The sequence below is a fragment of the Pseudomonas sp. BF-RE-21 genome (assembly GCF_019947305.1).
Classification (GTDB): Bacteria; Pseudomonadota; Gammaproteobacteria; order Pseudomonadales; family Pseudomonadaceae; genus Aquipseudomonas; species Aquipseudomonas migulae.
Genome location: NZ_JAGYGF010000032.1, coordinates 1 through 22,701 on the forward strand (window position 1 = coordinate 1; position 22,701 = coordinate 22,701).

Here is a 22,701-nt window from a genome sequence, read left to right on the forward strand (position 1 = left end):
GTGTATCAGTCACCATTGATTTGACTGACCCACCGCCATCGCCAGCAAGCCGGCTCCTACAAGGGATTTTCGGTGTGTTCAGCTTTGGCCGAAGACTTGGGACGGCCGCCGCAACAACGGATCAAACGGATTGATCCGCGGCCCGATCAGCGCTGCTTCGCGCTTGAGCATCTCCACCACTGTCGGCAAGCGATCCGGGCCCAATCGGTCACTCACAGTGGCCACGCTCAACGCCGCCACCGCTCGCCCCTCACGATCGAGAATCGGCACCGCCACGCCGGCCATGCCTTGCAGCACGCCGGTGTTGCGCCCGGCATAACCGAGGGCGCGCACGTTCTCGACTTCCGAACGCAGGAACACCTCGTCGTACAGGTGAAAATCCTTCAGCCGCGGCAGGTTGTAATGGATCACCGTGTCGCGCTCCTCTTCCGGCAGGAACGCCAGGATCGCCAGACTGCCCTGGCCCACGCCCAGTGCCACCCGCCCGCCGATGTCGCCGGTAAAGGTGCGAATCGGAAACGGCCCTTCACTGCGGTCCAGGCAGATCGCATCAAAACCACTGCGCGCCAGTAGAAACAATGAATCCCCCAGCGAAGCCGACAACCGCAACAACGACGGCCGCACCAGTTCGCGCAGGTTTCCGGTATTGCCGGCACGCGCCGCCAGCGCAAAAAAATCCAGGCTCAGGCGATAGCGTTTGCTTCGAACGTCCTGCTCGACCATGCCCTCGTCCATCAGGCTGCGCAGCAAACGGTGCGTGGTCGGTTGCGACAAACCGATGCGTTGGGCCAGTTGCGTCACGCGCTCCCCGCCCTCGACGGTGTCACCCAGACTGCGCAGCACCGCAAACAGCCGGGAGACCGCACCGACGCCGACTTCATTTTTGTTTTCATTCCGCTCAATGGAATCAGTCATGCCATTTCTCGACAATTAATTTACTCACCGAATGAAACTGAAAATAGTCATCGCTTCAGTGAAATAGGCCATTGAGCCCATCCTAGTCTTCGTCCTAATCTGCGTCCACAGGGGCGATTCGAACAACAGCGGCAGCCGACTCAAGTCGAGCGCCAACGCACCCCGCAACACCCTTTCGTATCTGCCCATACAAAAAAGCGCGACCTCAGGCCGCGCATAACAATCTCAGGTGGAGCGCAGTTATGGCTTTTGTGCAACTTGAAGGACTCGGCAAACGTTACGGCGACATCGATGCCGTCGTCGCCACCCACCTCTCGGTCGAGAAAGGCGAGTTCGTGTCCCTGCTCGGCCCTTCCGGCTGTGGCAAAACCACCACCCTGCAAATGATCGCCGGCTTCGTCGAAGTCACCAGCGGGCGCATTCTGCTGGACGGTCGCGACATCACCCACGCCAAACCCGCCAGCCGTGGCTTGGGCGTGGTGTTCCAGAGTTACGCGTTGTTTCCGCACATGACCGTCAAAGACAACGTCGCCTTCGGCCTGCGCATGCGCAAAGTGCCCAACGGCGAGTTGCAGCAGCGCGTGGATCGGGTGTTGAAACTGGTGCGTCTGGACCAGCACGCAGAACGTTACCCACGAGAACTGTCCGGTGGCCAGCGCCAGCGTGTGGCGCTGGCCCGCGCCCTGGTGATCGAGCCGCCGGTGCTGTTGCTTGACGAGCCGCTGTCCAACCTCGACGCCAACCTGCGCGAAGAGATGCAATTCGAAATCCGCCGCATCCAGCGCGAAGTCGGGATCACCACGTTGATGGTCACCCATGACCAGTCCGAAGCGCTGTCCATCAGCGACCGCGTGGTGGTGATGCAGGCCGGGCGCATCACCCAGATCGACGCGCCCTACACCCTTTACGAACACCCGCGCACCGAGTTCATTTCCGGCTTCGTCGGCAAGGCCAATCTGCTGCCCGGCGAGCGTGACAGTGCAGGTGTGGTTCAGGTGCGCAGCGGCGGTGAACTGACCCTGAGCCTGCGTCCGGAAAAAATCGATCTGCGGGACAAAGATCACGGCCGCCTGCCAGGCAGGATCGTCAGCCGCTTCTTTCTCGGCAGCCAATGGTTGTACGGCGTTTCGACCAGCCTCGGCGAACTCAGCGTGGTGCGCCGCAACGACGGCTCGGCACCGCTGAACGAAGGCACACCGGTCGGCCTCGACTGGGACGCGGCGCTGCTGCGGGTGCTGAGTGTCGACGAGGTGTCGGCATGAGTACGCTCGTGGCTGTTCGCCAGGGACGTCAGGGCTATTTGTTGTCGGCACCGGCGCTGGCGTTGTACGTCTGCCTGCTGGTGATCCCGCTGCTGTTGACGCTGGTGTTGTCGTTCAACGTCTTCGACTACAGCTCGGGCATCAACGGCGACGCCTACACCGTCGACCATTACAGCAGCCTGCTGGGTGATCCGTACTTCTACGAAATCTTTTTGCGCACGTTCTGGATCAGCGCCCTGACCACCCTGCTTTGCGTGGTGATCGGCGTGCCCGAGGCTTACATCCTCAGCCGCATGGGCGCGCCATGGCGTTCGATTTTCTTGATTCTGATCCTCACGCCGTTACTGATTTCGGTGGTGGTGCGCGCCTTCGGCTGGAGCCTCTTGCTCGGCGCCGACGGCCTGATCAACCAGACACTGCAAGCCTTCGGCGGCTCACCGATGAAGCTGTTGTACACGCCGTTCGCGGTGGTGATTGCGCTGGTTCACGTGATGTTGCCGTTCATGATCATTCCGGTCTGGACCTCGCTGCAAAAACTCGACCCGGCTGCCGAACAAGCAGCGATGTCGCTGGGTGCCAGTCACTTCACGGTGATGCGCCAGGTGGTGTTGCCGCAAATCATGCCCGGCGTGTTGTCCGGCACGTTGATCGTGTTCGGCCTAGCGGCCAGCTCCTTTGCCATTCCCGGCCTGCTCGGCGGGCGGCGGATCAAGATGGTCGCCACGCTGATCTACGACCAGTACCTGTCGGAGCTCAACTGGCCGATGGGCGCCGCCATCGCCGTCGCGCTGCTGTTGCTCAACCTGCTGATCATGCTGTCGTGGAACCGGATGATCGAAGGCCGCTACAAGAAGTCATTGGGATAACTCGTCATGTCCAAGAACGGTCCTTTCGCCCTGCTGTTCCATACCCTGGTGGTGGTGTTCATGCTGGCGCCGCTGGTGGTGGTCTGCCTCGTGGCGTTCACCCCGGAAAACACCCTGAGCCTGCCGACCACGGAGTTTTCCCTGCGCTGGTTCCGTGCAGTGTTCGAGCGTGCCGACTTTGTCGATGCGTTTTACAACAGCCTGATCCTGGCGTTTAGCGCGGCCAGCCTGGCGACGTTGATTGCGGTGCCGGCGGCGCTGGCAATCACCCGTTTCGAGTTTCCCGGACGGGACTTTTTCAACGGCCTGTTTCTGTCGCCGATCATCATTCCGCATCTGGTGTTGGGCGTGGCGCTGCTGCGTTTGTTTGCGCTGATGGGCGTCAACGGCAGCTTCGCCTGGCTGATTTTCGCTCACGTGCTGGTGATCACGCCGTATGTGCTGCGACTGGTGCTGGCCTCGGCCATTGGCCTGGATCGCAGCGCCGAACACGCGGCGCAATCGCTGGGTGCCGGGCGCTTCACGCTGTTTCGCCAAATCACCTTGCCGATGATTTTGCCGGGGGTCGCCGGGGGCTGGCTGCTGGCGTTCATCAACAGTTTTGACGAAGTCACGCTGTCGATCTTCGTCACCTCGCCGGCCACGCAAACCTTGCCGGTGCGTATGTACGTGTACGCCACCGAATCCATCGATCCGATGATGGCGGCGGTGTCGGCTCTGGTGATCGCGCTGACCGCGCTGACGATGATTCTGCTTGATCGGGTCTACGGCCTGGATCGGGTTCTGGTGGGTAAACAATGAGGGCGCCATGGCTCTGCTGAAACGACTGGCCGAAGGCGACCGCCCGGCCGTGAACTTTACCCTCGACGGCGCACCGGCCAGCGGGCTGCTCGGCGACACCGTGCTGACCGCCGTGCTGACCTGCAGCGAACACTTGCGCGGCAGCGATTTCAGCGCACAGCCCCGCGCCGGGTTTTGCTTGATGGGCGCGTGCCAGGACTGCTGGGTTCGCCTGGGCGATGGCCGGCGAGTGCGCGCGTGTTCAACGCTGCTAGAAGACGGCGAGCAAATCAGCCGCGAACCGGGGCGATCGCTATGAACACACATTACATCTCCCCAACCCTGGTTCTTTGTAGGAGCCAGCTTGCTGGCGATGGCGGTATATCAGCCAACATCGATGTTGGATGTGAGGCCGCCATCGCCGGCAAGCCAGCTCCTACAGGGGATCTGTGCCGAGCACAAAATTCGCGACCAACCCCAATCAACTGTAGGAGCCGGCTTGCTGGCGATCGCGGTGTATCAGCCGACATGGATTTTGAATGTGAGGGCCTCATCGCCGGCAAGCCGGCTCCTACAGGGGAGCGGTGTCGAGCACAAAATTCGCGACCAACCCCAATCAACTGTAGGAGCCAGCTTGCTGGCGATGGCGGTGCATCAGCCGACATGGGTGTTGAATGTGAGGGCCTCATCGCCGGCAAGCCGGCTCCTACAGGGGATCTGTGCTGGGCACAAAATTCGCGACCAACCCCAATCCACTGTAGGAGCCGGCTTGCTGGCGATCGCGGTGCATCTGTCGACATGGATGTTGAATGTGAGGGCCTCATCGCCGGCAAGCCAGCTCCTACAGGGGAGCTGAGTCGAGCACAAAATTCACGACCAACCCCAATCAACTGTAGGAGCCGGCTTGCTGGCGATCGCGGTGTATCAGCCGACATCGATGTTGGATGTGAGGGCCCCATCGCCGGCAAGCCAGCTCCTACAGGGGATCTGCGTCGAGCACAAAATTCGCGACCAACCCCAATCAACTGTAGGAGCCAGCTTGCTGGCGATCGCGGTGTATCAGCCGTCATAGATGTTGAATGTGAGGGCCCCATCGCCGGCAAGCCAGCTCCTACAGGGGAGCTGTGTCGAGCACAAAATTCGCGACCAACCCCAATCAACTGTAGGAGCCGGCTTGCTGGCGATCGCGGTGGGTCAGCTGACATGAATGTTGGATGTGAGGCCGCCATCGCCGGCAAGCCAGCTCCTACAAGGGAGCTGTGTCGGGCACAAAATTCGCGACCAACCCCAATCAACTGTAGGAGCCAGCTTGCTGGCGATCGCGGTGGGTCAGCCGACATCAATGTTGGATGTGAGGCCGCGATCGCTAGCAAGCCAGCTCCTACAGGGGAGCTGTGTCGGGCACAAAATTCGCGACCAACCCCAATCAACTGTAGGAGCCCGCTTGCTGGCGATGGCGGTGTGTCAGCCGTCATGGATGTTGAATGTGAGGGCCTCATCGCCGGCAAGCCAGCTCCTACAGGGGATCTGCGTCGAGCACAAAATTCACGACCAACCCCAATCAACTGTAGGAGCCGGCTTGCTGGCGATCGCGGTGTATCTGCCGACATGGATGTTGAATGTGAGGGCCTCATCGCCGGCAAGCCGGCTCCTACAGGGGATCTGCGTCGAGCACAAAATTCGCGACCAACCTCAATCAACTGTAGGAGCCAGCTTGCTGGCGATCGCGGTGTGTCAGCCGTCATAGATGTTGAATGTGAGGGCCCCATCGCCGGCAAGCCAGCTCCTACAGGGGAGCTGTGTCGAGCACAAAATTCGCGACCAACCCCAATCAACTGTAGGAGCCAGCTTGCTGGCGATGGCGGTGGGTCAGCCGACATGGGTGCTGGGTGTGAGGCCGCGATCGCTAGTAAGCCAGCTCCTACAGGGGAGCTGTGTCGGGCACAAAATTCGCGACCAACCCCAATCCACTGTAGGAGCCGGCTTGCTGGCGATGGCGGTGTATCAGCCGACATCGATGTTGGATTTGAGGGCCTCATCGCCGGCAAGCCGGCTCCTACAGGGGGTTGGGTATGAAGTCGGTGGTTATTGTGGGGGCCGGGCCGGCCGGGATTCGTGCGGCGCAGACGTTGGTGGCGCATGGTGTGCGCCCGGTTTTGCTGGACGAAGCCGCGCGCGGTGGCGGGCAGATTTATCGGCGGCAGCCGGCGAACTTCAAGCGCTCGGCGGTCAAGCTGTATGGCTTCGAAGCGCGCAAGGCAAAAGCCTTGCACCAAACGATTGATGAGTTGCGCGAGCAGCTCGATTACCGTCCTGAAACCCTGGTGTGGAACGCCGAGGCCGGCGCGCTCGACACCTTGCACGAGCAGCGCGCCGCACGGTTGGAGTTCTCTCGGGTGATTGTCGCCACGGGCGCCACCGACCGGGTGTTACCGGTGCAAGGCTGGACGCTGCCGGGCGTCTACAGCCTCGGCGCTGCGCAGATCGCCCTGAAATTCCAGGGCTGCGCCATCGGTGAGCGCGTGGTGTTCGCCGGCAGCGGACCGTTGCTGTATCTGGTGGCGTATCAATACGCCAAGGCCGGCGCGAACGTGGTCGCGGTGCTCGACAGCTCGCCGTTCAGCGCTCAGGCCCGCGCCCTGCCCGATCTGTTGGCGCAACCGGCCACATTGGCCAAAGGCATTTATTACCGCAGCTGGCTGACCGCTCACGGCATCCCGGTGCATCAGGGTGCAACCTTGAAACGCATCGATGGCGAACACCGCGTACAGTCGCTGCGTTGGGCCAACTCAAACGGTGAACATCAACTGGACTGCGACGCCGTGGCATTCGCCCATGGCCTGCGCAGTGAAACCCAACTCGCCGACTTGCTCGGCTGCGCATTCGCCTGGAACCCGCTCAACCGCGCCTGGCTGCCGCAGCGTGACAGCGCCGGTCGCAGCAGTGTCGCCGAGGTTTATCTGGCCGGCGACGGCGCCGGCATCATGGGCGCCGACGCGGCGGAAATGGCCGGCGAGCGGGCCGCCCTCGCCTTGCTCGAAGACATGGGTCACGTGGTTGCGCCCAAGCGTGGCGTGCAACTGGAGCAGGCACTTGAACGAATCGATAGCTTTCGCCAAGGCCTGGAACGCGCCTTCGTGTTTCCACAAAACTGGGCGGCCGACACGCCGGACGACGTGATGGTCTGCCGCTGCGAAGAAGTGCGCGCCGGTGACATCCGCGACGTCGTGCGCGAGGGCCATTGGGAAATCAACCGGGTCAAGGCCCATTGCCGGGTCGGCATGGGCCGCTGTCAGGGGCGCATGTGTGGCGCTGCCGCCGCAGAAATCATTGCCTGCGCCAGTCAGCGAAACGTCTCTGACATCGGCCGCTTGCGGGCACAGGCACCGATCAAACCGTTGCCGTTTGGTCTGGAGGTCGAGCCATGATCGAGGTCGATGCAGTGATCATTGGCGGCGGCATTGTCGGCGCCTCCGCCGCGCTCTTCCTGAGCAAGGCCGGTCGTCGTGTGGCGCTGTTGGAGCGCGATTTTTGCGGTTCGCACTCCAGCGGCGTGAACTACGGCGGCGTGCGGCGTCAGGGCCGACCGTTGTCGCAACTGCCGCTGTCGCAACAGGCTCACGAAATCTGGGGGCAGTTGCCGCAGTTGATCGGCATCGACGGTGAATACCAGCGCAGCGGTCACTTGAAACTGGCGCGCAGCCTCAACGACCTGCGCGCATTGCAGGACTATGCCGCCAGCAGTCAGGGTTTCGGCCTCGATTTGCAGGTGCTTGATCGCCGTGAATTACGCACGCGTTTTCCGTGGGTCGGCGACGTCGCGGTCGGCGCCTCGTTTTGCCCGGATGACGGTCACGCCAACCCACGACTGGTTTCACCCGCGTTTGCCCGGGCCGCACAGCGCCACGGCGCGCAAGTCCACGAACAATGCGCGGTGAGCGCCGTGGAGCATGACGGTCAGCGCTTTTGCGTCAGCACGCAAAACGGCCTGCAACTGCAAGCGCCCTGGCTGCTGAACTGCGCTGGCGCATGGGCCGGCAGCCTTGCCGCGCAGTTCGACGAAGCGGTGCCGATGCACGCCGGGCACCCGGCGATGTTGGTCACCGAACCCTTGCCATGGGTGATGGATGCCAGCACCGGCGTCGAGGGCGGCGGTATTTATGCGCGTCAGGTCGCACGCGGCAATTGCGTGTTGGGCGGCGGCCAGGGGTTTGCCCTCGACGGCGCGCGCGCCCGCCCCGGTCAACACGCGGTGATCGAAATCCTGCGCCAAGCCGTAGAGCTTTATCCGTTTCTTGAAGGCGCCCAGGCGATTCGTACCTGGAGCGGCACCGAAGGTTACTTGCCCGATCGCCAACCGGTGATCGGGCACAGTGGCACTCAACCCGGTCTGTTGCACGCGTTCGGCTTTGCCGGCGCAGGTTTCCAGATCGGTCCAGCGGTGGGCCAGGCGCTCACCGAGATCATCTGCAGCGGCGCCTCAACCACGTCGCTGGATGCGTTTTCCATCACCCGGTTTCACTCCATCTCCGTTGCTTGATAGAGGAAGGTCGCGCCAATGAATAACGTCAAACGCACTGCACTGCTCGGACTTTCATGCCTGAGCGCCCTGCTCACGGTCACCCAGGCCCAGGCCGAACCGACGCTTTACCTCGGCATGAACGGCGGGACCATGGAACGGCTCTACGCCGACAAGGTGCTGCCGGTTTTCGAGAAGGCTAACAACGTCAAAGTGGTGATCGTGCCCGGCACGTCCGCCGATATTCTGGCCAAGGTCCAGGCCAGCAAAGGCAACCCGCAAATGCACGTGATGTTCCTCGACGACGGCATCATGTACCGCGCCATCGCCATGGGCCTGTGCGACAAACTCGAAGACAGCCCGACCCTGGCGCAGATTCCGGCCAAGGGTCGTATCAAGGACCAGGCCGTGGCAGTCAGCCTCGGTGTCACGGGGCTGGCGTACAACACGCGGTTGTTCAAGGAAAAAGGCTGGGCGACGCCGACCTCGTGGATGGACATGGCCGACCCGCGCTTCAAGGACAAACTGGTGTTCCAGTCGATGGCTTCTTCGACCTTTGGCCTGCACGGTTTCCTGATGTTCAACCGGATTCAGGGCGGCAGCGAAACCGACGTGGAGCCGGGCTTCAAGGCATGGCCGAACACCGTCGGGCGCAACGTGCTGGAATACATTCCGAGCTCGGCGAAGATTTCCGAAATGCTCCAGACCGACGAAGCGGCGCTGTTCCCGCTGACGCCGACCCAGGTCACCGCGCTGAAACTCAAAGGCATGCCGGTCGAATATGCGCAACCGAAGGAAGGCGCAGTGGTGCTCAACGTTGCCGAATGCGCCATCGCCAACAACACCCAACCGGAACTGGCGCAGAAACTCGCCGCGTTTCTGCTGACCCCCGAGGCGCAAGCCGCTGCACTTGAAGATGGCGATCAGATCCCGTCCAACCCGAACACCCCGACCACGGACAAGACACGGGGCCAGGTCGAGGCGATGAAGCAGTATCTGACAACGGCGATTGCCATCGACTGGGACCAGGTCAACGAACAGCGCCCGGCGTGGAATGCGCGGTGGAATCGTAGTATCGAGCGGTAGTTATAAACTCAAAAAAACTGTGGGAGCGGGCTTGCCCGCGATGAGGCCGGTACATTCAACATATGGTTGATTGTTCCGACGCTATCGCGGGCAAGCCCGCTCCCACAGGTTCTGCGTTTGGTCAAAGGGATTCGTTAAAACCCCACATCCAGAATCACACTGTCCTGATACGTGCCCGCCGGCGGCGTGGTCTGGTCGGTGTAGATTTTCGCGTTGTAATTGAAGATCTGGCTCCCGGAGCCCAAACCGTTACCGGGATTGACCTCGGCATCGGAGCTGGCCCGGCGAGCACTGCCGACACTGCCCCAGCGGGTGGTGCCGGCGCTTTTGAAGATGTCATACGCCAGGTAATTGCCGCCGAAAGCCATCCGTCGCCGCCCGCCAACACTGGCTGCCTGCAGACCGTCGCCCAGGCCTACGGTGTAAGCGCTGCCCTTGGTGCAGGCGAGGCTGATGGTCTGGCCGGTAACCGGCGCAAAGGCACTGACGACCGGCGCGCTGCCGAAACTGATGTTCGGGGCGGTGATGGTGCAGTCATTGGCGACCGTCAGGGTGACGGTCATGCTGGTGGTGCCGCTGCTGATATCGCGCCCCAGGCAAACACTGCCGGCGCCAATGCCGGAGCAATAATTCCAGCTCCAGGCAATGCTCAGGGTCTCGGTATAGATACCCGCCGCCACGTTACTGCCCGTGATTGTCCCCAGATAAATCGGTGCGGTTTTCGGCACCACGCTGCCCAGTAGCCCCAGCGCATCAATGATCCCGTTGCGCGCGAAGTCGAAGGGCGTGCCACGTTCGATCGGGTAACTGGTGGTGTTGTTGGCATACAGCGTGTAACCGATGACGTCTCCGGTCGGCCCGAGCAGTCCGGCTTGAGTCGAGGTAATTGTGGCGTTGAAATGGTCATTGTTGGTCAGCAACGAGACCAATGAGCCGGTGCAACTCAAACCGGCGTTGAGGCTTGAACTGTTCTGCACGGCGGTACGCAGCGCAATCGAGCTCACCGAACCGAATGCCACCGCCGTGGCAGGGACCACCACCGAACACAACGCCCATGCCCAGCCTGGCAACCAGACCGCCAGCAGCACCAGCCATTTCACGGCACTCATTGGCACACCAACGGCCCGATCAGCGGAATCTGATCCTGATTCATGTCCACCGCGAACTGGACGCGGCAGGCTTTCCCGTCGGCCAGCGTCACCTGCAATGTGTTCTGCGCCTGAAGATTTTCCAGGTACACCAGACCGTCCCATCCGACCACTGTTTGCGTGCCGCTCTGCTCATGCACGACACCGCTGCCCAGGGGCAGCTCTCGCTGCTGCGCATCCACCAGGACGATGCTCGCGGCGATCACCCGGCTCAATGGAAACGTCAGCAAATAACCGCTGCCACGGCGCACGGCAATCCGCTGTTCGACGTTCGGGCTGCGCACGTTGGCCGGCAGGTTCAGTGGATCGATCTCGTACTTGCCGCGGTAATAGGCGCTGCTCCACGGCACCAGCAGGTGGCCATTGCGATCAGTCTGGCCGACCTGCTGGTTTTCGTAGCGCACCGGAATGTCGGCGTAACCATCGGTGCTGACCACCACAAAGGCATCGTCGATGCGGTTGGCGGCGAACACCTGGCGGTCCATCCACACCAGCGATCCGCTGGCATCGGCCCAACGGGTTTCGACGTCGCTGTTGCCGTACACACCGGCCTGCAGTTGCACCGACTGCAGGCGCCAGGTCAGGTCGGCCTGACGATAGGCCGGGCCGTCGCCGTGGGCATAACCGAGGTTGAACCCCACCCCGCCTTCAGTCGGCACGGCGCGACTGTAATTGACCCGCTGCTGGCTCTGCCCGGTCTTGCTGCGTTCACTGCTGAGCGCGAGGCTGCCGCGCAAGTCGAACGGGATCACCAGTTGCGCCTGCACCGCCCAGTTGCTGTCGCCGATTTCGCGGTTGGCCGACAGGTAGAAACTGCTGTTGTGCCATAGCGGCTTACTCCAGGTCAGGTTGAGCAAACGGGTGCGAGAATCATCCGCCGCGCGCACGTCGAAATACCCGACGCCAAGGCTGCCCCAGGTATTGAGATTCAGGCTCAGGGTCGCCTGTTCGCTGCGTTTGCTGAGGGTGGTGAAAGGACTGTCGACCACGGTCAGATCGGCGTATTGGTCGCGACGTTGCAGGCGTTGATAAGAGAAGCTGTAGCGCTGGCTGCTGTATTGATAACCCAGGCTCAGTTGTTGACCGCTGTCGCCATCGAACCGGCTCTGGCTGAGTGCGGTATTGAGCACGCCGAAATTGCCCAGGCGCAGGTTGCCACCGACACCGCCGAGGGTCAGTGAGTCCGACGCTTCGGCGTGGCTTTCCAGGGTGAAGTTGTCGCTCAGGCCGTAGCGCAGACTGCCCGATGAGACACCGGGACCGTAACCGAAATCGCTGATGCCGTAATCGCGGCGCAAGGTACCGGCCGCCACGGAAAAGTCGCTCAGGCCCTTTTGCAGCAAACTGCTGGTGACATAAAACGGCACGGTGGTCGAGACCTGCCGACCGAGGGCATCGGTGGTGACCACCACGGCTTCGCCGGCGCCGTTGATGAACGGAATATTGGTCAGCGTGTAGGGGCCGGGTTGCAGGTCGGCGCTGCTGGATTTGTAGCCGTTGATGAACAGGTCGACCGAGGATGGCACTGCCGCTTCCCCGGCAAACTGCGGCAACGGATAAGTCACCAGGTCCGGGCGCACGCCGAAATCCCGCGACAGCTGAACCCCGCCCAGGCGCACCGAACTGCTCCAGGGCAATGCGCCGCTGACCAGGTCACCGGCCTCGTAGGTCAGCAATCGCTCGTCATCGGAGTAGCGCCAGGTGGTGTCGTAACGCAGGTAGCCATTGTTCAGCGTACTGACCGAATCGCCGGACAACGTGCGCCGGTATTGCCCGGTGTTGGACAGCGTGCCCCAGCTGTCGAACAGTCGCACTTCGTTCCAGGCCGCGAGGTAAGTACCGGCATCATCGGTGTCGTTGAGGTACAGGTCGTAGTTGAACAAGGCACCGAAACTGCTCAGGGCCGGAGTGCGCGGGTAGGCGTCGCGATTGCCGACGAATTGCTCCGGCAGCCAGCTGGGCGGTACGTCGAGCAGCAGGCGCTGACCGGCGCTGTCGTATTCGCTGTGCAGACCCGACAGGCTGTCGAGGTCGACTTCGGCGCCGAGGGTGTCCGGCAGTTTCATACCGGTGTCACGCAACGCGTTGGCCGACAGGAAAAACCGCCCGTTGCGTTGCTCCACCGCCACGACGTGTCCGGTATTCATCTGATTGACCACCAATTCCAGAAACAACTGCGCATCAGCCACGGCCTCCATGCTGCCGGGTGGCGGCGGCAAATCACCGGCCTGGGACGGGTGAGCGAACGCCAGGCAACCCACACAGCTCATGGCGCAGATCAACGGACGCTGGAAACTGCGGGCCCGATGCGGGCTCATTACCGCTTTACGTCCGTCGATGGACCCTGCCTCCCTTTCCCGTCAGTTGCAGATCAGCGCGCGGGCGTAATGCTTTGTACCTGCGGCGAACCATTCACCCGCACCTGCAACGCCGGGTCTTGCGCCATCGGACCGGGCGCCGGCCAGCGCATGATCGCGCCCGGCAGCACATAACCGAGCAGGCCTTCCACCAGAGGTTTTGTCTGGCCTCCCTGCTTCAGCGCAACGTCCGTCAACCGCGCATGCACCGCCCCCTGATTGCGCACCTCCACATAAGGGCGACCGTCCACCGCCACCGTGCGCCAGCTCAAATCCGGCAGCCCCGCGCCTTTGGGATCACGCTTGCGACTGGTGTCTTCCTTGCTCCACAACCCCGCGCCGTAAGCAAACAGCGGCACCGAATAACGCATCTGGAACCGAATGGCCGCCGCCGTCTTGCCGCTTTCGCCGGCGGGCGGGGTGGCCGAGGGGATTTCATCGATGATGATGCGATAAGCCAGTTCCTGCCCCGGTGGGATCTCCCGGGTGCGGGTCAGGCGCACCAGTTGTTTCTGGCCCGGTTCGATTTTCGCCACCGGCGGGCTGCCGATCACGTCGCGCTGGTTCTGGTATTGATCGTTGAAACCGCTTTGGCTCCAGGCGAACACCCGGATCTGCAAATTCGCAGTCTCGTTGCCACGGTTTTCCAGCCACAAGGCACTGGCCTGCTGATCGGCCTCCAGCACGGGATCGATCGGCCAGATCAGCACCGAACTGGCCGCCTGCACCTTGACCGCCCCCAACAGCAGCATCGCCAACACTGCCTGACGCACAACAGAATGCCGCCGCGCGGGTAAATCCATTTGCCTACTCCTTGTGCCTGTCAGGCCCGATCAAAAACGCCGCGTTACCACGACAGCTGCACTTGCAGCACATCGCTGTAGGTCCCCCCAGGCTGATTGCCCGGTAACAGCACCTGACCGTAAATCGGCAGGCGGATGTTGTTTGCGTCCGTGTACGCCACCGCGACGCTCTGGCCGATCCCCAGGCTTTGGCTGTAAGCCGCGTCGCGAAACAGCTGGTACGAAACGCGGTTGCTGCCGGTGGTCAGCTGCAGGTGTCGCCCGCTGCTGTTGTACTGGCCGCCATCGACGGTCATGTTCATGGTCACGCCCGGTGTGCATTGCAGCTGTACATCCCCCGTCAGGGCCACTTGCACCGTGCCGGTGGCCAGCGCCGATTGGCTGCCGTAATTCAGGCTGCCGTAGTTCGACACCCCGCCGACCACCAGACAACCCGCAGTGACCGTGGCGCTGACCAGGAAACTCTGGCTGGTCACCGCTGCCAGCGGCAACGGCACACCGGCCGCGCACAACAGCGCCATCGCCAGCCATCCATGGCGGTTCATCGCCCTAGAACGTCAGTTCGACGGAAATCGTGTCGCTGTAAGTACCGGCCGGCAGCCCGGCCTTGCCCTTCGCCTGACCGTAGATGTTCACGGTCTGCGCCACGCCGGTGCTGGGGTCAAGGTTGATCACCCCGTCAATGGCTAAAAGCTGCGAGTGCCCGGAATCGGTGTACAAGTCGTACGGCACGTAGTTGGCGACACCGTCGTACAGCGCGCGCGAACCGCCCGCCGACAGTCCGTCGTGGGCACCGGCACGCACCTTGACCGTTGGCGTGGTGCCGCTGGAGCAGAGGATCGACAGCGCCACGCCACCGCCCATGACTTGTGCATCTTTCGTGGTGAACAGGCTGTTGTCGGTGCCGAAGTTCAAGGCACCAAAGTTCAGCCCGCTGGAGCCACCCGCACCATTTACCTGACAGCTGCTGATCAGAATCAGGCTGGCAGAGATCTGGCCGGTGACCGTGGTGGCCGCCTGCGCGCCGGACACCAGCGTCAGGCCAAGCAGTGACAAAACTATCCTTGATACGAGCATGCGCATGGTGTCCGTCCTCTACGGGTTTACCAATCGAGCGTCACGGTCAGGGTGTCGGTATAGACCCCGGCCGGTATCGCGCGGGTATTCGCCACCACCGAGCCAAACACCGGAATCGGTATCTGGGCCCCGCTGGTGACGGCGAAGTTGTGTTGTTGGCCGATGCTGTAGCTCTGGCTTCCGGATGCATCGAGGAACAATTGATAAGGCAGGGTCTGGCTGCCGTTGCTCAGGCGCCGGGTGGTGCCGTCACCATGGGTGCCGCCATCGATGGTGACGGTGAAGCCGGTGACCGAAGGGGTGCAGGCGACGTTCAACCTGCCGCGACCGTCAGCACCGAGGCGGGCTTTGATCGGGTTGGTCCAGGTCGGGCCTTGCTGGCCGAAATCCAGCGTGCCGAAATCACTGACCGGGCTGCCGCCATTGGTCACTTCACAACCGGCGATGATGATCAGTCGCGCATGGATCTGCCCGCTGATCGCCGCTTGCGCGCCCCCCGTCAGCAATACCCCTGCACCCACGGCCATCAATATCCAGAGTTTGCTTGTCATAACGCCAATCCCAATTCCATCAGGACTCCAGAACCCAGGCGCACAACGAGGAGCGCCCCCTTCCCTGCGCCAGCCGAATCCATTGGCCGCAGTTACACAGTTGCCGCTACCAGATGACGGTCACTTTCAACAGGTCGGAATAGCGACTGACCCGGGGAATTTCCGCCAGCGGTTCGATGCGTACATACAACGGTAAATCGACTGAACCGGTATCCGGCACACGGCCGCTCACCGGGACGTCCACCGCCAGCGGGATCAACCGCGCGGGGTCCTGATAGAGCCGATAGGGAATGGGTTTGCTGCCGGCGGAACCGGCCATGTAGCGCGTGTCACCGACGCCACCGTGCAGGCCGCCGTCGACCCGGAGTTGATAAGGGGTGTCGGGATTGCATTCGAGTCGGGGCAGGCGCTCGTTCATCAGCGCCGCCGCCAAAGGCCCGGCGGGATCGTCCAGCCGCGCGGTATTGCCGAAGTCCAGCACCCCCAGTTGCTCGACGCCCGCTGTGCGTTGCTGGCCAACCACCTGACAACCGCGCAGCACGTCGACACGCACTTGCACCTGAAGTTCTGCGGCCGACACTTGCGCACTGAGCATCACGCCCAAGACTGCACATGCAATGATTCCATTCACGGCCGATTCCTTGTGGGGGGGCTTCTAAAAATGCAGGTTAGCAACGCCCCGAGGATTTTCCAGTGGCCCGAAAAAATTGGATCCGCCGAAGGAATGAGCTTTTATGTCGAATTGCTGGCAAAACCCCACAACCCCTACGCCCTACAAGCTGTACACACCGCACAATTCTGTCCAATTACACCCCACGCCCGTCGACACAACTGGAAGCAAATTTCCCCATTTGGTTACACTAGGCCGCCGCAGCTCGGGGAGCCTGCCTGACGATTACGGGGTGACACAGTGGCCGTTCGACCGCCCAACCGTTCGCGATTCACACCACGCTGGCCCGCGCTGCGCCGTCTCTTCGGCAAGGCATCGACCACCTCCGCCGCTCATTCAGCGATGGGGCGCGTGGTCCACGACTATTTCCGGCACAAGGCCCACGCACAGGGTTACACCCTCAGCCACAGCCAGCAGCGCGTGGTCGACTGCATGGCGCAGCACGCCGCGGCACTGCTCGGCACTTCGGCGAAAACGCTGCCGGGCCTGTATCTGTACGGCGCCGTGGGGCGTGGCAAGAGCTGGTTGCTCGACGGCTTTTTCCAGGCGCTGCCGATCGCGGAAAAACAGCGCCTGCACTTCCACGAGTTTTTCGCTCGACTGCACCAAGGCATGTTCAGTCATCGCGATCACCCGGATGCGCTGGCGACGACGCTCGACGACTTGCTGAACGATTGCCGGGTGCTGTGTTTCGACGAGTTTCACGTCCACGACATCGGCGACGCGATGCTCATCGCGCGGCTGTTCAAGGCTCTGTTTCGCCGAGGCATTCTGCTGCTGGTGACCTCCAATTACCCGCCTGAGGGCTTGCTGCCAAACCCGCTCTACCACGCGCGCTTCAAACCGGTGATCGACCTGATCAATGCGCGCATGCAAGTCATGGAAGTCGGCGGCCCGCACGACTATCGCAGTCAGGCGAGAACCCACGCCCAGCAGTTGTTTACCCAGGGTCACTACGTCTGGCCGGCTACGCTGGCGCAACGTCAGGCACTGAACCTGCCCGAGCCCGATGCGCCGTCCATTCCTTTGCCCGTCGGCAACCGGCATCTCCCAGCCCGATATTGCGCAGGACGCACCATCGGTTTCACCTTCGGCGATCTGTGCGACCACCCAACGGCGGTCATGGATTACCTGGAGCTGTGCCGACGTTTCGACCACTGGATCATCGACAAACTGCCCAACCTCGCCGACTGCTCGATTGCCGCGCAGCAGCGTTTCATCAATCTGGTGGACGTTCTGTACGACCAGGACAAGCACCTGATCCTGCTCGGCCACCGCTCGTTGCGCGAAAGCCTGGGCGGCGATGCCATCGACCTGGCGCGCACCCGCAGTCGATTGGGACAGTTGATGGAAGTCAGAGAACCGGCCTGAAAACCGGATTGGCGGTGCAGCATCTATCGCTTTCGTCGGATCGCCGCCATCGCGAGCAGGCTCGCTCCCACAGTTGACCGCGTACATCCAGATAACTTGGTCTAATGTGGGAGTGAGCCGGCTCCGGGCGGCGTTCCGACGATGGCGGTCTGACAGCCACCCGGGTTTTACCGCTATCATGTCGCCCTTCATCGGGCCTCGCGCCCTACCTTCGATCAATGGCGAATCTGATCATGGATACCCTTGCCCAACTGCGCGCCGGCCTGCTGGCTGGCACCACTCGCCTGGACCTGGCCGCCGACCTGACGGAGTTCCCCCGGGAAATCCTCGACCTGGCGGATTCGCTGGAGGTGCTCAACCTCAGTGGCAACGCGTTGCGCAGCCTGCCGGACGACTTTCATCGCCTGACCCGTTTGCGCGTGTTGTTCTGCGACCGCAACCAGTTCAGCGAACTGCCCGCCTGCCTCGGCCAGTGCCCGGCACTGACCATGGTCGGTTTTAAGGCCAACCGCATCGAAACCGTACCGGGCGCCGCGCTGCCGCCGTTGTTGCGCTGGTTGATCCTGACCGACAACCGCATCAGCGAATTGCCGACCGAGCTGGGTGAACGTCCGCATCTGCAAAAACTGATGCTGGCCGGTAACCGCCTGCGGTGCTTGCCCCAGAGCCTGAGCAATTGCCATCGCCTCGAGCTGACCCGCATCGCCGCCAACCAGTTGACCGAGTTGCCATCCTGGTTGCTGACCCTGCCGAGCCTGACCTGGCTGGCCTATGCCGGCAATCCGCTGGAAACCGAAGCCGATGCCGCCGCGCTCGATGCCACGCCGACGATTCCCTGGTCTCAGCTGAGCCTTGAACAGAAGCTGGGCGAAGGCGCTTCCGGCGTCATTCATCAGGCGTTGTGGAAGCAGGCAACGCCGGTCGCGGTCAAACTCTACAAGGGCGAAATGACCAGCGATGGCTCGCCGCTGCATGAAATGAACGCCTGCATCACCGCCGGCCTTCACCCCAACCTGATCCGGGTCGAAGGACGGATTGTCGAGCATCCGCAGGCCCAGGCCGGGTTGGTCATGGAGTTGATCGACCCGAGCTATCGCAACCTCGCCGGGTTGCCGAGCCTGGAATCCTGTAGCCGCGATGTCTACGCCAGCGATACCCGGTTCAGCGCCGACGTGGCCTTGCGGATCGCCTGTGGCATCGCGTCGGTGGCCGAGCATCTGCACCGCCAGGGCATCACCCACGGCGACCTCTATGGCCACAATATTCTATGGAACGAGCACGGCGATTGCCTGTTGGGGGACTTTGGCGCAGCGTCTTTCCACGCGACCGAGGACAGCCTTGAAACCCGTGCATTGCAGCGGATCGAGGTGCGCGCGTTTGGCGTTCTGTTGGGGGAATTGCTGGAGCGGATCGACTCGGGGTTGAGTGATCAGGCGCGGGTGAAGCTGGAGGATATGCAGCAGCGTTGCTGTCAGCCGAAAGTGCTGGCGCGGCCGGGGTTCAGCGAGATTGTGCGGGAATTGAACGGCTGGTGACCGCTGCGCGGTCAATCGCTAGCAGGCTAGCTCCCACAATTGACCGGCGTTCACAATCCAGTGTGGGAGCTAGCCTGCTAGCGAAGGCGGTATCACTGAAGCAACAAATTACCCAGCCAGACCGACAAACATGTCCTGCACATCATCGTGGTTGTCGAGGCCTTCCAGGAACGCTTCAACCTCAGCCATCTGCTCGTCGCTCAGGCCGCTGACCGGGTTTTTCGGCTTGTAGCCCAGTTTCGCCGACAACACGGTGAAACCCTGCTCAGGCAAGGCTTTCTGCACCGAATCCAGATCGGTCGCTTCGGTGATGAACAGGGTGGCGCCGTCATCGGCTGGTTCGAAATCCTGTGCGCCGGCTTCGATAGCGGCCATTTCCGGATCGGCATCCGGGCTGTCCGGGGACGCCTCGATCATGCCCACATGGTCAAAGTCCCAGGCAACGGAACCGGAGGCGCCGAGCTGGCCCTTGCGGAACGCGACGCGGATTTCAGCGACGGTGCGGTTGATGTTGTCGGTCACGCATTCAACGATCAGCGGCACCTGGTGCGGCGCGAACCCTTCGTAAGTCACGCGATGGTATTGCACGGTTTCGCCGAGCTGGCCGGAGCCCTTCTTGATCGCACGTTCCAGGGTTTCGCGGGGCATCGACGCCTTTTTTGCCTGTTCGACCACCAGACGCAGGTGTGCGTTGGTGGCGGTATCGGCACCGTTACGCGCAGCAATGGTGATTTCTTTCACCAGTTTGCCGAAGATCTTGCCCTTGGCGTTGGCTGCCGCTTCTTTGTGTTTAACCTTCCACTGTGCGCCCATTACTCACTCTCTTATCTATGGCGCCGAGACATCTATTGGCCGACGCTTTGCGCAAGTTTATACGGCCTAAAGTTGGCAATCGACCAAAAAATCCATCCTGTCGAATCGACTTCTTCACCGCTGGTTGTAGGGCGATTCTGAAACGTCGATTTGCGGTGACCATAAAGGGCCACGGTTTCGTACCCTTTGTGCCCGTACTCCCAGGCAGAAGCGCGATCGATGCACAACGACAAGGAAAGTCCCTTCACCCTGACACTGCTGGACGCCGATTTGAGTTGGCAGGTGGTTCAGTTCAGTGGCCATGAAGCGCTCAACCAGCCCTATCGATTCGATATCGAAATGATCGGCCTGTCACCGGCGATGAGCCCGGATCGCCTGTTGCAACAACCGGTGTTCCTCAGCCTGACGCAAGACCTTGGTATTCATGGCGTCGTCCACAGCGCCAGCCACGAACATCGTGGCCCGCACTGGGTCGGGTACAGGCTGGTGGTGGTGCCCTGGCTGCAAAACCTCGACCGGCAGCGTTGCCGCCGGGTGTTTCATCAACTCAATGTGCCAGCGATCCTGCGCCAGTTACTCGCAGAAAACTCAGTGCCCGAAGACAGCTATCGTTTGGAGCTGCCGAACGGGCGTTATCCCGCCAGGCCGTTTTGCATTCAGTTTGACGAGAGCGACCTGACGTTCCTGCAACGTCTGTGCGAAGAAGAAGGCATCCACTATCACTTCGAACATCGATGCGACGGCCATGTGCTGGTGCTCGCGGATGACTGCCTGAGTTTCCCCCAGGAACCGCTGCTGACGCCGTTTCATGGCGACACACCCGGGCACGCGAGCGGGCCGGTGATCAACGAACTGTTCCAGCGGCATACCTCGCCGCCACTCTGCGCGCACCCCGCCCCGCCACCGCTCGATCGCGAACGGCTCAGCCGCCGAATACTCGAGCGCTTGCGCTGCCTGCATCGGCAGATACAGGGTCAAAGCAATCACAGCGAATTGCGCAGCGGACGCATCGTGCAAGTGTCGGAACATCCGCTGCAGAACTTCAACGATCAATGGCTGCTGACCGAGCTCCGTCATCAGGGACAGCAACCGTCGATTCTCGCCCCGGCCACCTCCGACATGAGCCGGCGTTACAGCAATCAGTTCACCGCCATTGCGTGGTCAACGGTGTTCCGCCCCGCGCTGACACACGCCAGGCCCGGCATTCCGGGCTTCCAGACCGCGCGGGTGCTCGGCCCGGTCGGCCAGCCTGCGGTGCTGGATGAACAAGGCCGGATACAGGTCAGGTTGTGGCCCACCCCGGAGTCCGATGACGATGAATCCCCCGGCCTTTGGCTGCCCCTGGCTCTCGCCACAGCGGACGGTCGGATCGATCCGTCGAAGCTGCCGGTCGCCGGCACCGAGGTGCTCATCAGTTTTCTCGACAGCGATCCGGACCGCCCGGTGTTGTGCGCGACGGCGAGCCATCCGCCAGCGCCTCGAACCACCCGACAACCACGCGGCGATGACCGGCTGCTGCTCGATTGGCTGATCAACCGTCAGGCCTGATCAGCCCTTGTCCGCCTTGCCCGCTGCCGCCGCGAATTTTGCCAGGCGCACGTCCAGATGCCGTGGCCGACGCCCGTGATCTTCGGCGCGCTCCTTGCGGCGGATGGCGTTGCGCACCATCAGCGAACCCAGATAGCGAATCGGCTCTGGCGGAAAGAAACCCAACGGACCGTTGACCAGCGGTGAACGGGTCCAGGCATTGTCGAGCCCCTGAACCATCGAAGCGAGAATCTGCCCGCCCATGTGACACGGCCCGACCCCGCTGCCGGAATAACCGAAGCCGTAGAACACATTCCCGTGGGCGCTCATCTGGCCGAAGAACGGTAAACCGGTGACCGAGCGATCCGACGGACCGTTCCACGTCGCTTCGACTTTGACCTCGGCAAACGCCGGAAAAAACTCGCTGAGGCTGTGCTGCAACAGGCCTGCATAGGGCGACGGCTGATCGAACACCGGCAGCATCCGGCCACCGTAGGCAAACGTGTTGCCGCCCTTGCCGAGCATGATCCGGCCGTCCGGGGTGTTGTGGTAGTAGTGCACGAAAATCCGTGAATCGAGCACCGTGACACCGCTGGTCAAACCGATCTGGTCGAGCAGGTCCGGCCGTGGTTCGGTGATCAGCATGTCGCTGGAGACAATCGCCACACTGCGCTCGAACTGCGGGAACGCGCGGGCCATCCACGCGTTCATCGCCAGCACCACCCGATCTGCGCGGACAGTGCCGTGCGGGGTCTGGATCCCTGCCGGTTTGCCCTCCTCCAGTCCGGTCATCGCGGTGTTCTCATGAATCCTCACGCCCAACTGCAACGCCACCCGGCGCAAACCGCGCACCAGTTTGCCCGGTTGCACGCTGGCGGCGGCCGGTGAGAACCAGCCTTCCAGGTGTTTTCGGGAACCGGCCATGCGCTGCACATCCGCCACCGGCCGTTGCGTGAACGAGTTCATGCCGTGGCGTTCGAGCGCTGCGATCACCGCGTCAGTCGAGCCGCATTGGGCACGATTGGTCGCGGTGTAGAGCGTGCCGTCGAGGCGGTAATCGGCGTCCACGCCGTACTGTTCGCAGAAGGTGCCGATCGCATGGATACTGCGCTCGGATTCCTTGACCAGCCGCACCGCCTCTTCGACACCGAACAACCTTTCCAGGGTGAAATACTTGGCCGACCACGACAGCGCACAACCGCCGTTGCGGCCGCTGGCGCCGGCACCGCAGATGTCGGCTTCGATCAGCAACACATCCAGTTCCGGGTTCTGCTCCTTGAGCATGATCGCGGTCCACAAACCGGTGTAGCCACCGCCGACGATGCAGACATCGGCGCGGGTGTCGCCGGGCAAAGGTTCGCACGGCGCGCACGACTCAGCCGCCAGCGCCTGTTCCAGCCAGAAAGGTCTCATCGGTATTT

20 protein-coding genes are annotated in these 22,701 nt (G+C 62.2%); 10 read left to right on the forward strand and 10 right to left on the reverse strand.

The genetic code is table 11. The features are described 5' to 3' along the window. Positions 1–78: 78 nt before the first annotated feature. Complete coding sequence (locus KGB25_RS19470) at positions 79–915, reverse strand: IclR family transcriptional regulator (protein WP_008031920.1); 837 nt, start codon at positions 913–915, stop codon at positions 79–81. Between the two features lie 242 nt (positions 916–1,157). Here KGB25_RS19470 and KGB25_RS19475 point away from each other — a divergent pair, with 242 nt between their 5' ends. The 7 genes from KGB25_RS19475 to KGB25_RS19505 all read left to right on the forward strand — a co-directional run bounded on the left by KGB25_RS19475 (position 1,158) and on the right by KGB25_RS19505 (position 9,428). Beyond that, positions 1,158–2,177, forward strand: a complete 1,020-nt coding sequence (locus tag KGB25_RS19475; RefSeq protein ID WP_008041220.1) for an ABC transporter ATP-binding protein — start codon at positions 1,158–1,160, stop codon at positions 2,175–2,177. Further along, the gene (locus tag KGB25_RS19480) at positions 2,174–3,043 is read left to right on the forward strand and encodes an ABC transporter permease (RefSeq protein WP_223436299.1); all 870 of its coding nucleotides are present in this window, start codon (positions 2,174–2,176) and stop codon (positions 3,041–3,043) included. The genes KGB25_RS19475 and KGB25_RS19480 overlap by 4 nt, the downstream gene beginning before the upstream one ends. Positions 3,044–3,049: 6 nt before the next feature. Continuing rightward, entirely contained in the window at positions 3,050–3,844 is a 795-nt protein-coding gene (locus KGB25_RS19485; protein WP_192229204.1) for an ABC transporter permease, read from the forward strand. A gap of 7 nt (positions 3,845–3,851) precedes the next feature. Beyond that, positions 3,852–4,142, forward strand: a complete 291-nt coding sequence (locus KGB25_RS19490; protein WP_223436301.1) for a (2Fe-2S)-binding protein — start codon at positions 3,852–3,854, stop codon at positions 4,140–4,142. A 1,753-nt stretch (positions 4,143–5,895) separates the two neighbouring features. Further along, entirely contained in the window at positions 5,896–7,251 is a 1,356-nt protein-coding gene (locus KGB25_RS19495) for an NAD(P)/FAD-dependent oxidoreductase (RefSeq protein ID WP_223436303.1), read from the forward strand. Beyond that, positions 7,248–8,363 (forward strand): NAD(P)/FAD-dependent oxidoreductase, encoded by a 1,116-nt coding sequence (locus KGB25_RS19500; RefSeq protein ID WP_223436305.1) that lies wholly within the window; start codon positions 7,248–7,250, stop codon positions 8,361–8,363. The genes KGB25_RS19495 and KGB25_RS19500 overlap by 4 nt, the downstream gene beginning before the upstream one ends. Positions 8,364–8,381: 18 nt before the next feature. Further along, entirely contained in the window at positions 8,382–9,428 is a 1,047-nt protein-coding gene (locus KGB25_RS19505; protein WP_008029601.1) for an ABC transporter substrate-binding protein, read from the forward strand. A gap of 134 nt (positions 9,429–9,562) precedes the next feature. Here KGB25_RS19505 and KGB25_RS19510 read toward each other — a convergent pair whose 3' ends face one another. From KGB25_RS19510 to KGB25_RS19540, 7 genes are all read right to left on the reverse strand, one after another. Next, positions 9,563–10,537 (reverse strand): spore coat protein U domain-containing protein, encoded by a 975-nt coding sequence (locus tag KGB25_RS19510; protein WP_223436307.1) that lies wholly within the window; start codon positions 10,535–10,537, stop codon positions 9,563–9,565. Continuing rightward, positions 10,534–12,894: a fimbria/pilus outer membrane usher protein gene (locus KGB25_RS19515; protein WP_223436308.1), complete on the reverse strand. Its 2,361-nt coding sequence runs from the start codon at positions 12,892–12,894 to the stop codon at positions 10,534–10,536. The genes KGB25_RS19510 and KGB25_RS19515 overlap by 4 nt, the downstream gene beginning before the upstream one ends. 53 nt (positions 12,895–12,947) lie before the next feature. Further along, positions 12,948–13,736, reverse strand: a complete 789-nt coding sequence (locus tag KGB25_RS19520; protein ID WP_192229199.1) for a molecular chaperone — start codon at positions 13,734–13,736, stop codon at positions 12,948–12,950. Between the two features lie 44 nt (positions 13,737–13,780). Further along, entirely contained in the window at positions 13,781–14,281 is a 501-nt protein-coding gene (locus tag KGB25_RS19525) for a spore coat U domain-containing protein (RefSeq protein WP_223436310.1), read from the reverse strand. Between the two features lie 4 nt (positions 14,282–14,285). After that, positions 14,286–14,819 (reverse strand): spore coat U domain-containing protein, encoded by a 534-nt coding sequence (locus KGB25_RS19530; RefSeq protein WP_008040468.1) that lies wholly within the window; start codon positions 14,817–14,819, stop codon positions 14,286–14,288. Positions 14,820–14,839: 20 nt separating this feature from the next. Then, positions 14,840–15,364 carry a spore coat U domain-containing protein gene (locus tag KGB25_RS19535; protein WP_008040469.1) on the reverse strand — a complete coding sequence of 175 codons (525 nt, stop codon included), beginning with the start codon at positions 15,362–15,364 and terminating at the stop codon, positions 14,840–14,842. Positions 15,365–15,470: 106 nt separating this feature from the next. Continuing rightward, complete coding sequence (locus KGB25_RS19540) at positions 15,471–15,959, reverse strand: spore coat U domain-containing protein (RefSeq protein ID WP_263286232.1); 489 nt, start codon at positions 15,957–15,959, stop codon at positions 15,471–15,473. Between the two features lie 315 nt (positions 15,960–16,274). On the opposite strand from KGB25_RS19540, the gene zapE reads away from it, so the two are divergent. Both zapE and KGB25_RS19550 read left to right on the forward strand, forming a co-directional pair. After that, positions 16,275–17,405 (forward strand): cell division protein ZapE, encoded by a 1,131-nt coding sequence (gene zapE / locus KGB25_RS19545; protein WP_032832538.1) that lies wholly within the window; start codon positions 16,275–16,277, stop codon positions 17,403–17,405. A gap of 233 nt (positions 17,406–17,638) precedes the next feature. After that, the gene (locus KGB25_RS19550) at positions 17,639–18,940 is read left to right on the forward strand and encodes a protein kinase (protein ID WP_223436314.1); all 1,302 of its coding nucleotides are present in this window, start codon (positions 17,639–17,641) and stop codon (positions 18,938–18,940) included. Between the two features lie 108 nt (positions 18,941–19,048). On the opposite strand, the gene KGB25_RS19555 is transcribed toward KGB25_RS19550, so the two are convergent. Beyond that, positions 19,049–19,753, reverse strand: coding sequence for a YebC/PmpR family DNA-binding transcriptional regulator (locus KGB25_RS19555; protein ID WP_008029612.1), 705 nt, complete (start codon positions 19,751–19,753; stop codon positions 19,049–19,051). A 219-nt stretch (positions 19,754–19,972) separates the two neighbouring features. Between KGB25_RS19555 and KGB25_RS19560 the strand changes: the two genes are divergently transcribed. Then, positions 19,973–21,301, forward strand: coding sequence for a type VI secretion system Vgr family protein (locus KGB25_RS19560; protein WP_223436316.1), 1,329 nt, complete (start codon positions 19,973–19,975; stop codon positions 21,299–21,301). Here KGB25_RS19560 and KGB25_RS19565 read toward each other — a convergent pair whose 3' ends face one another. Continuing rightward, positions 21,302–22,699, reverse strand: coding sequence for an FAD-dependent oxidoreductase (locus tag KGB25_RS19565; protein ID WP_223436342.1), 1,398 nt, complete (start codon positions 22,697–22,699; stop codon positions 21,302–21,304). Positions 22,700–22,701 lie beyond the last annotated feature (2 nt).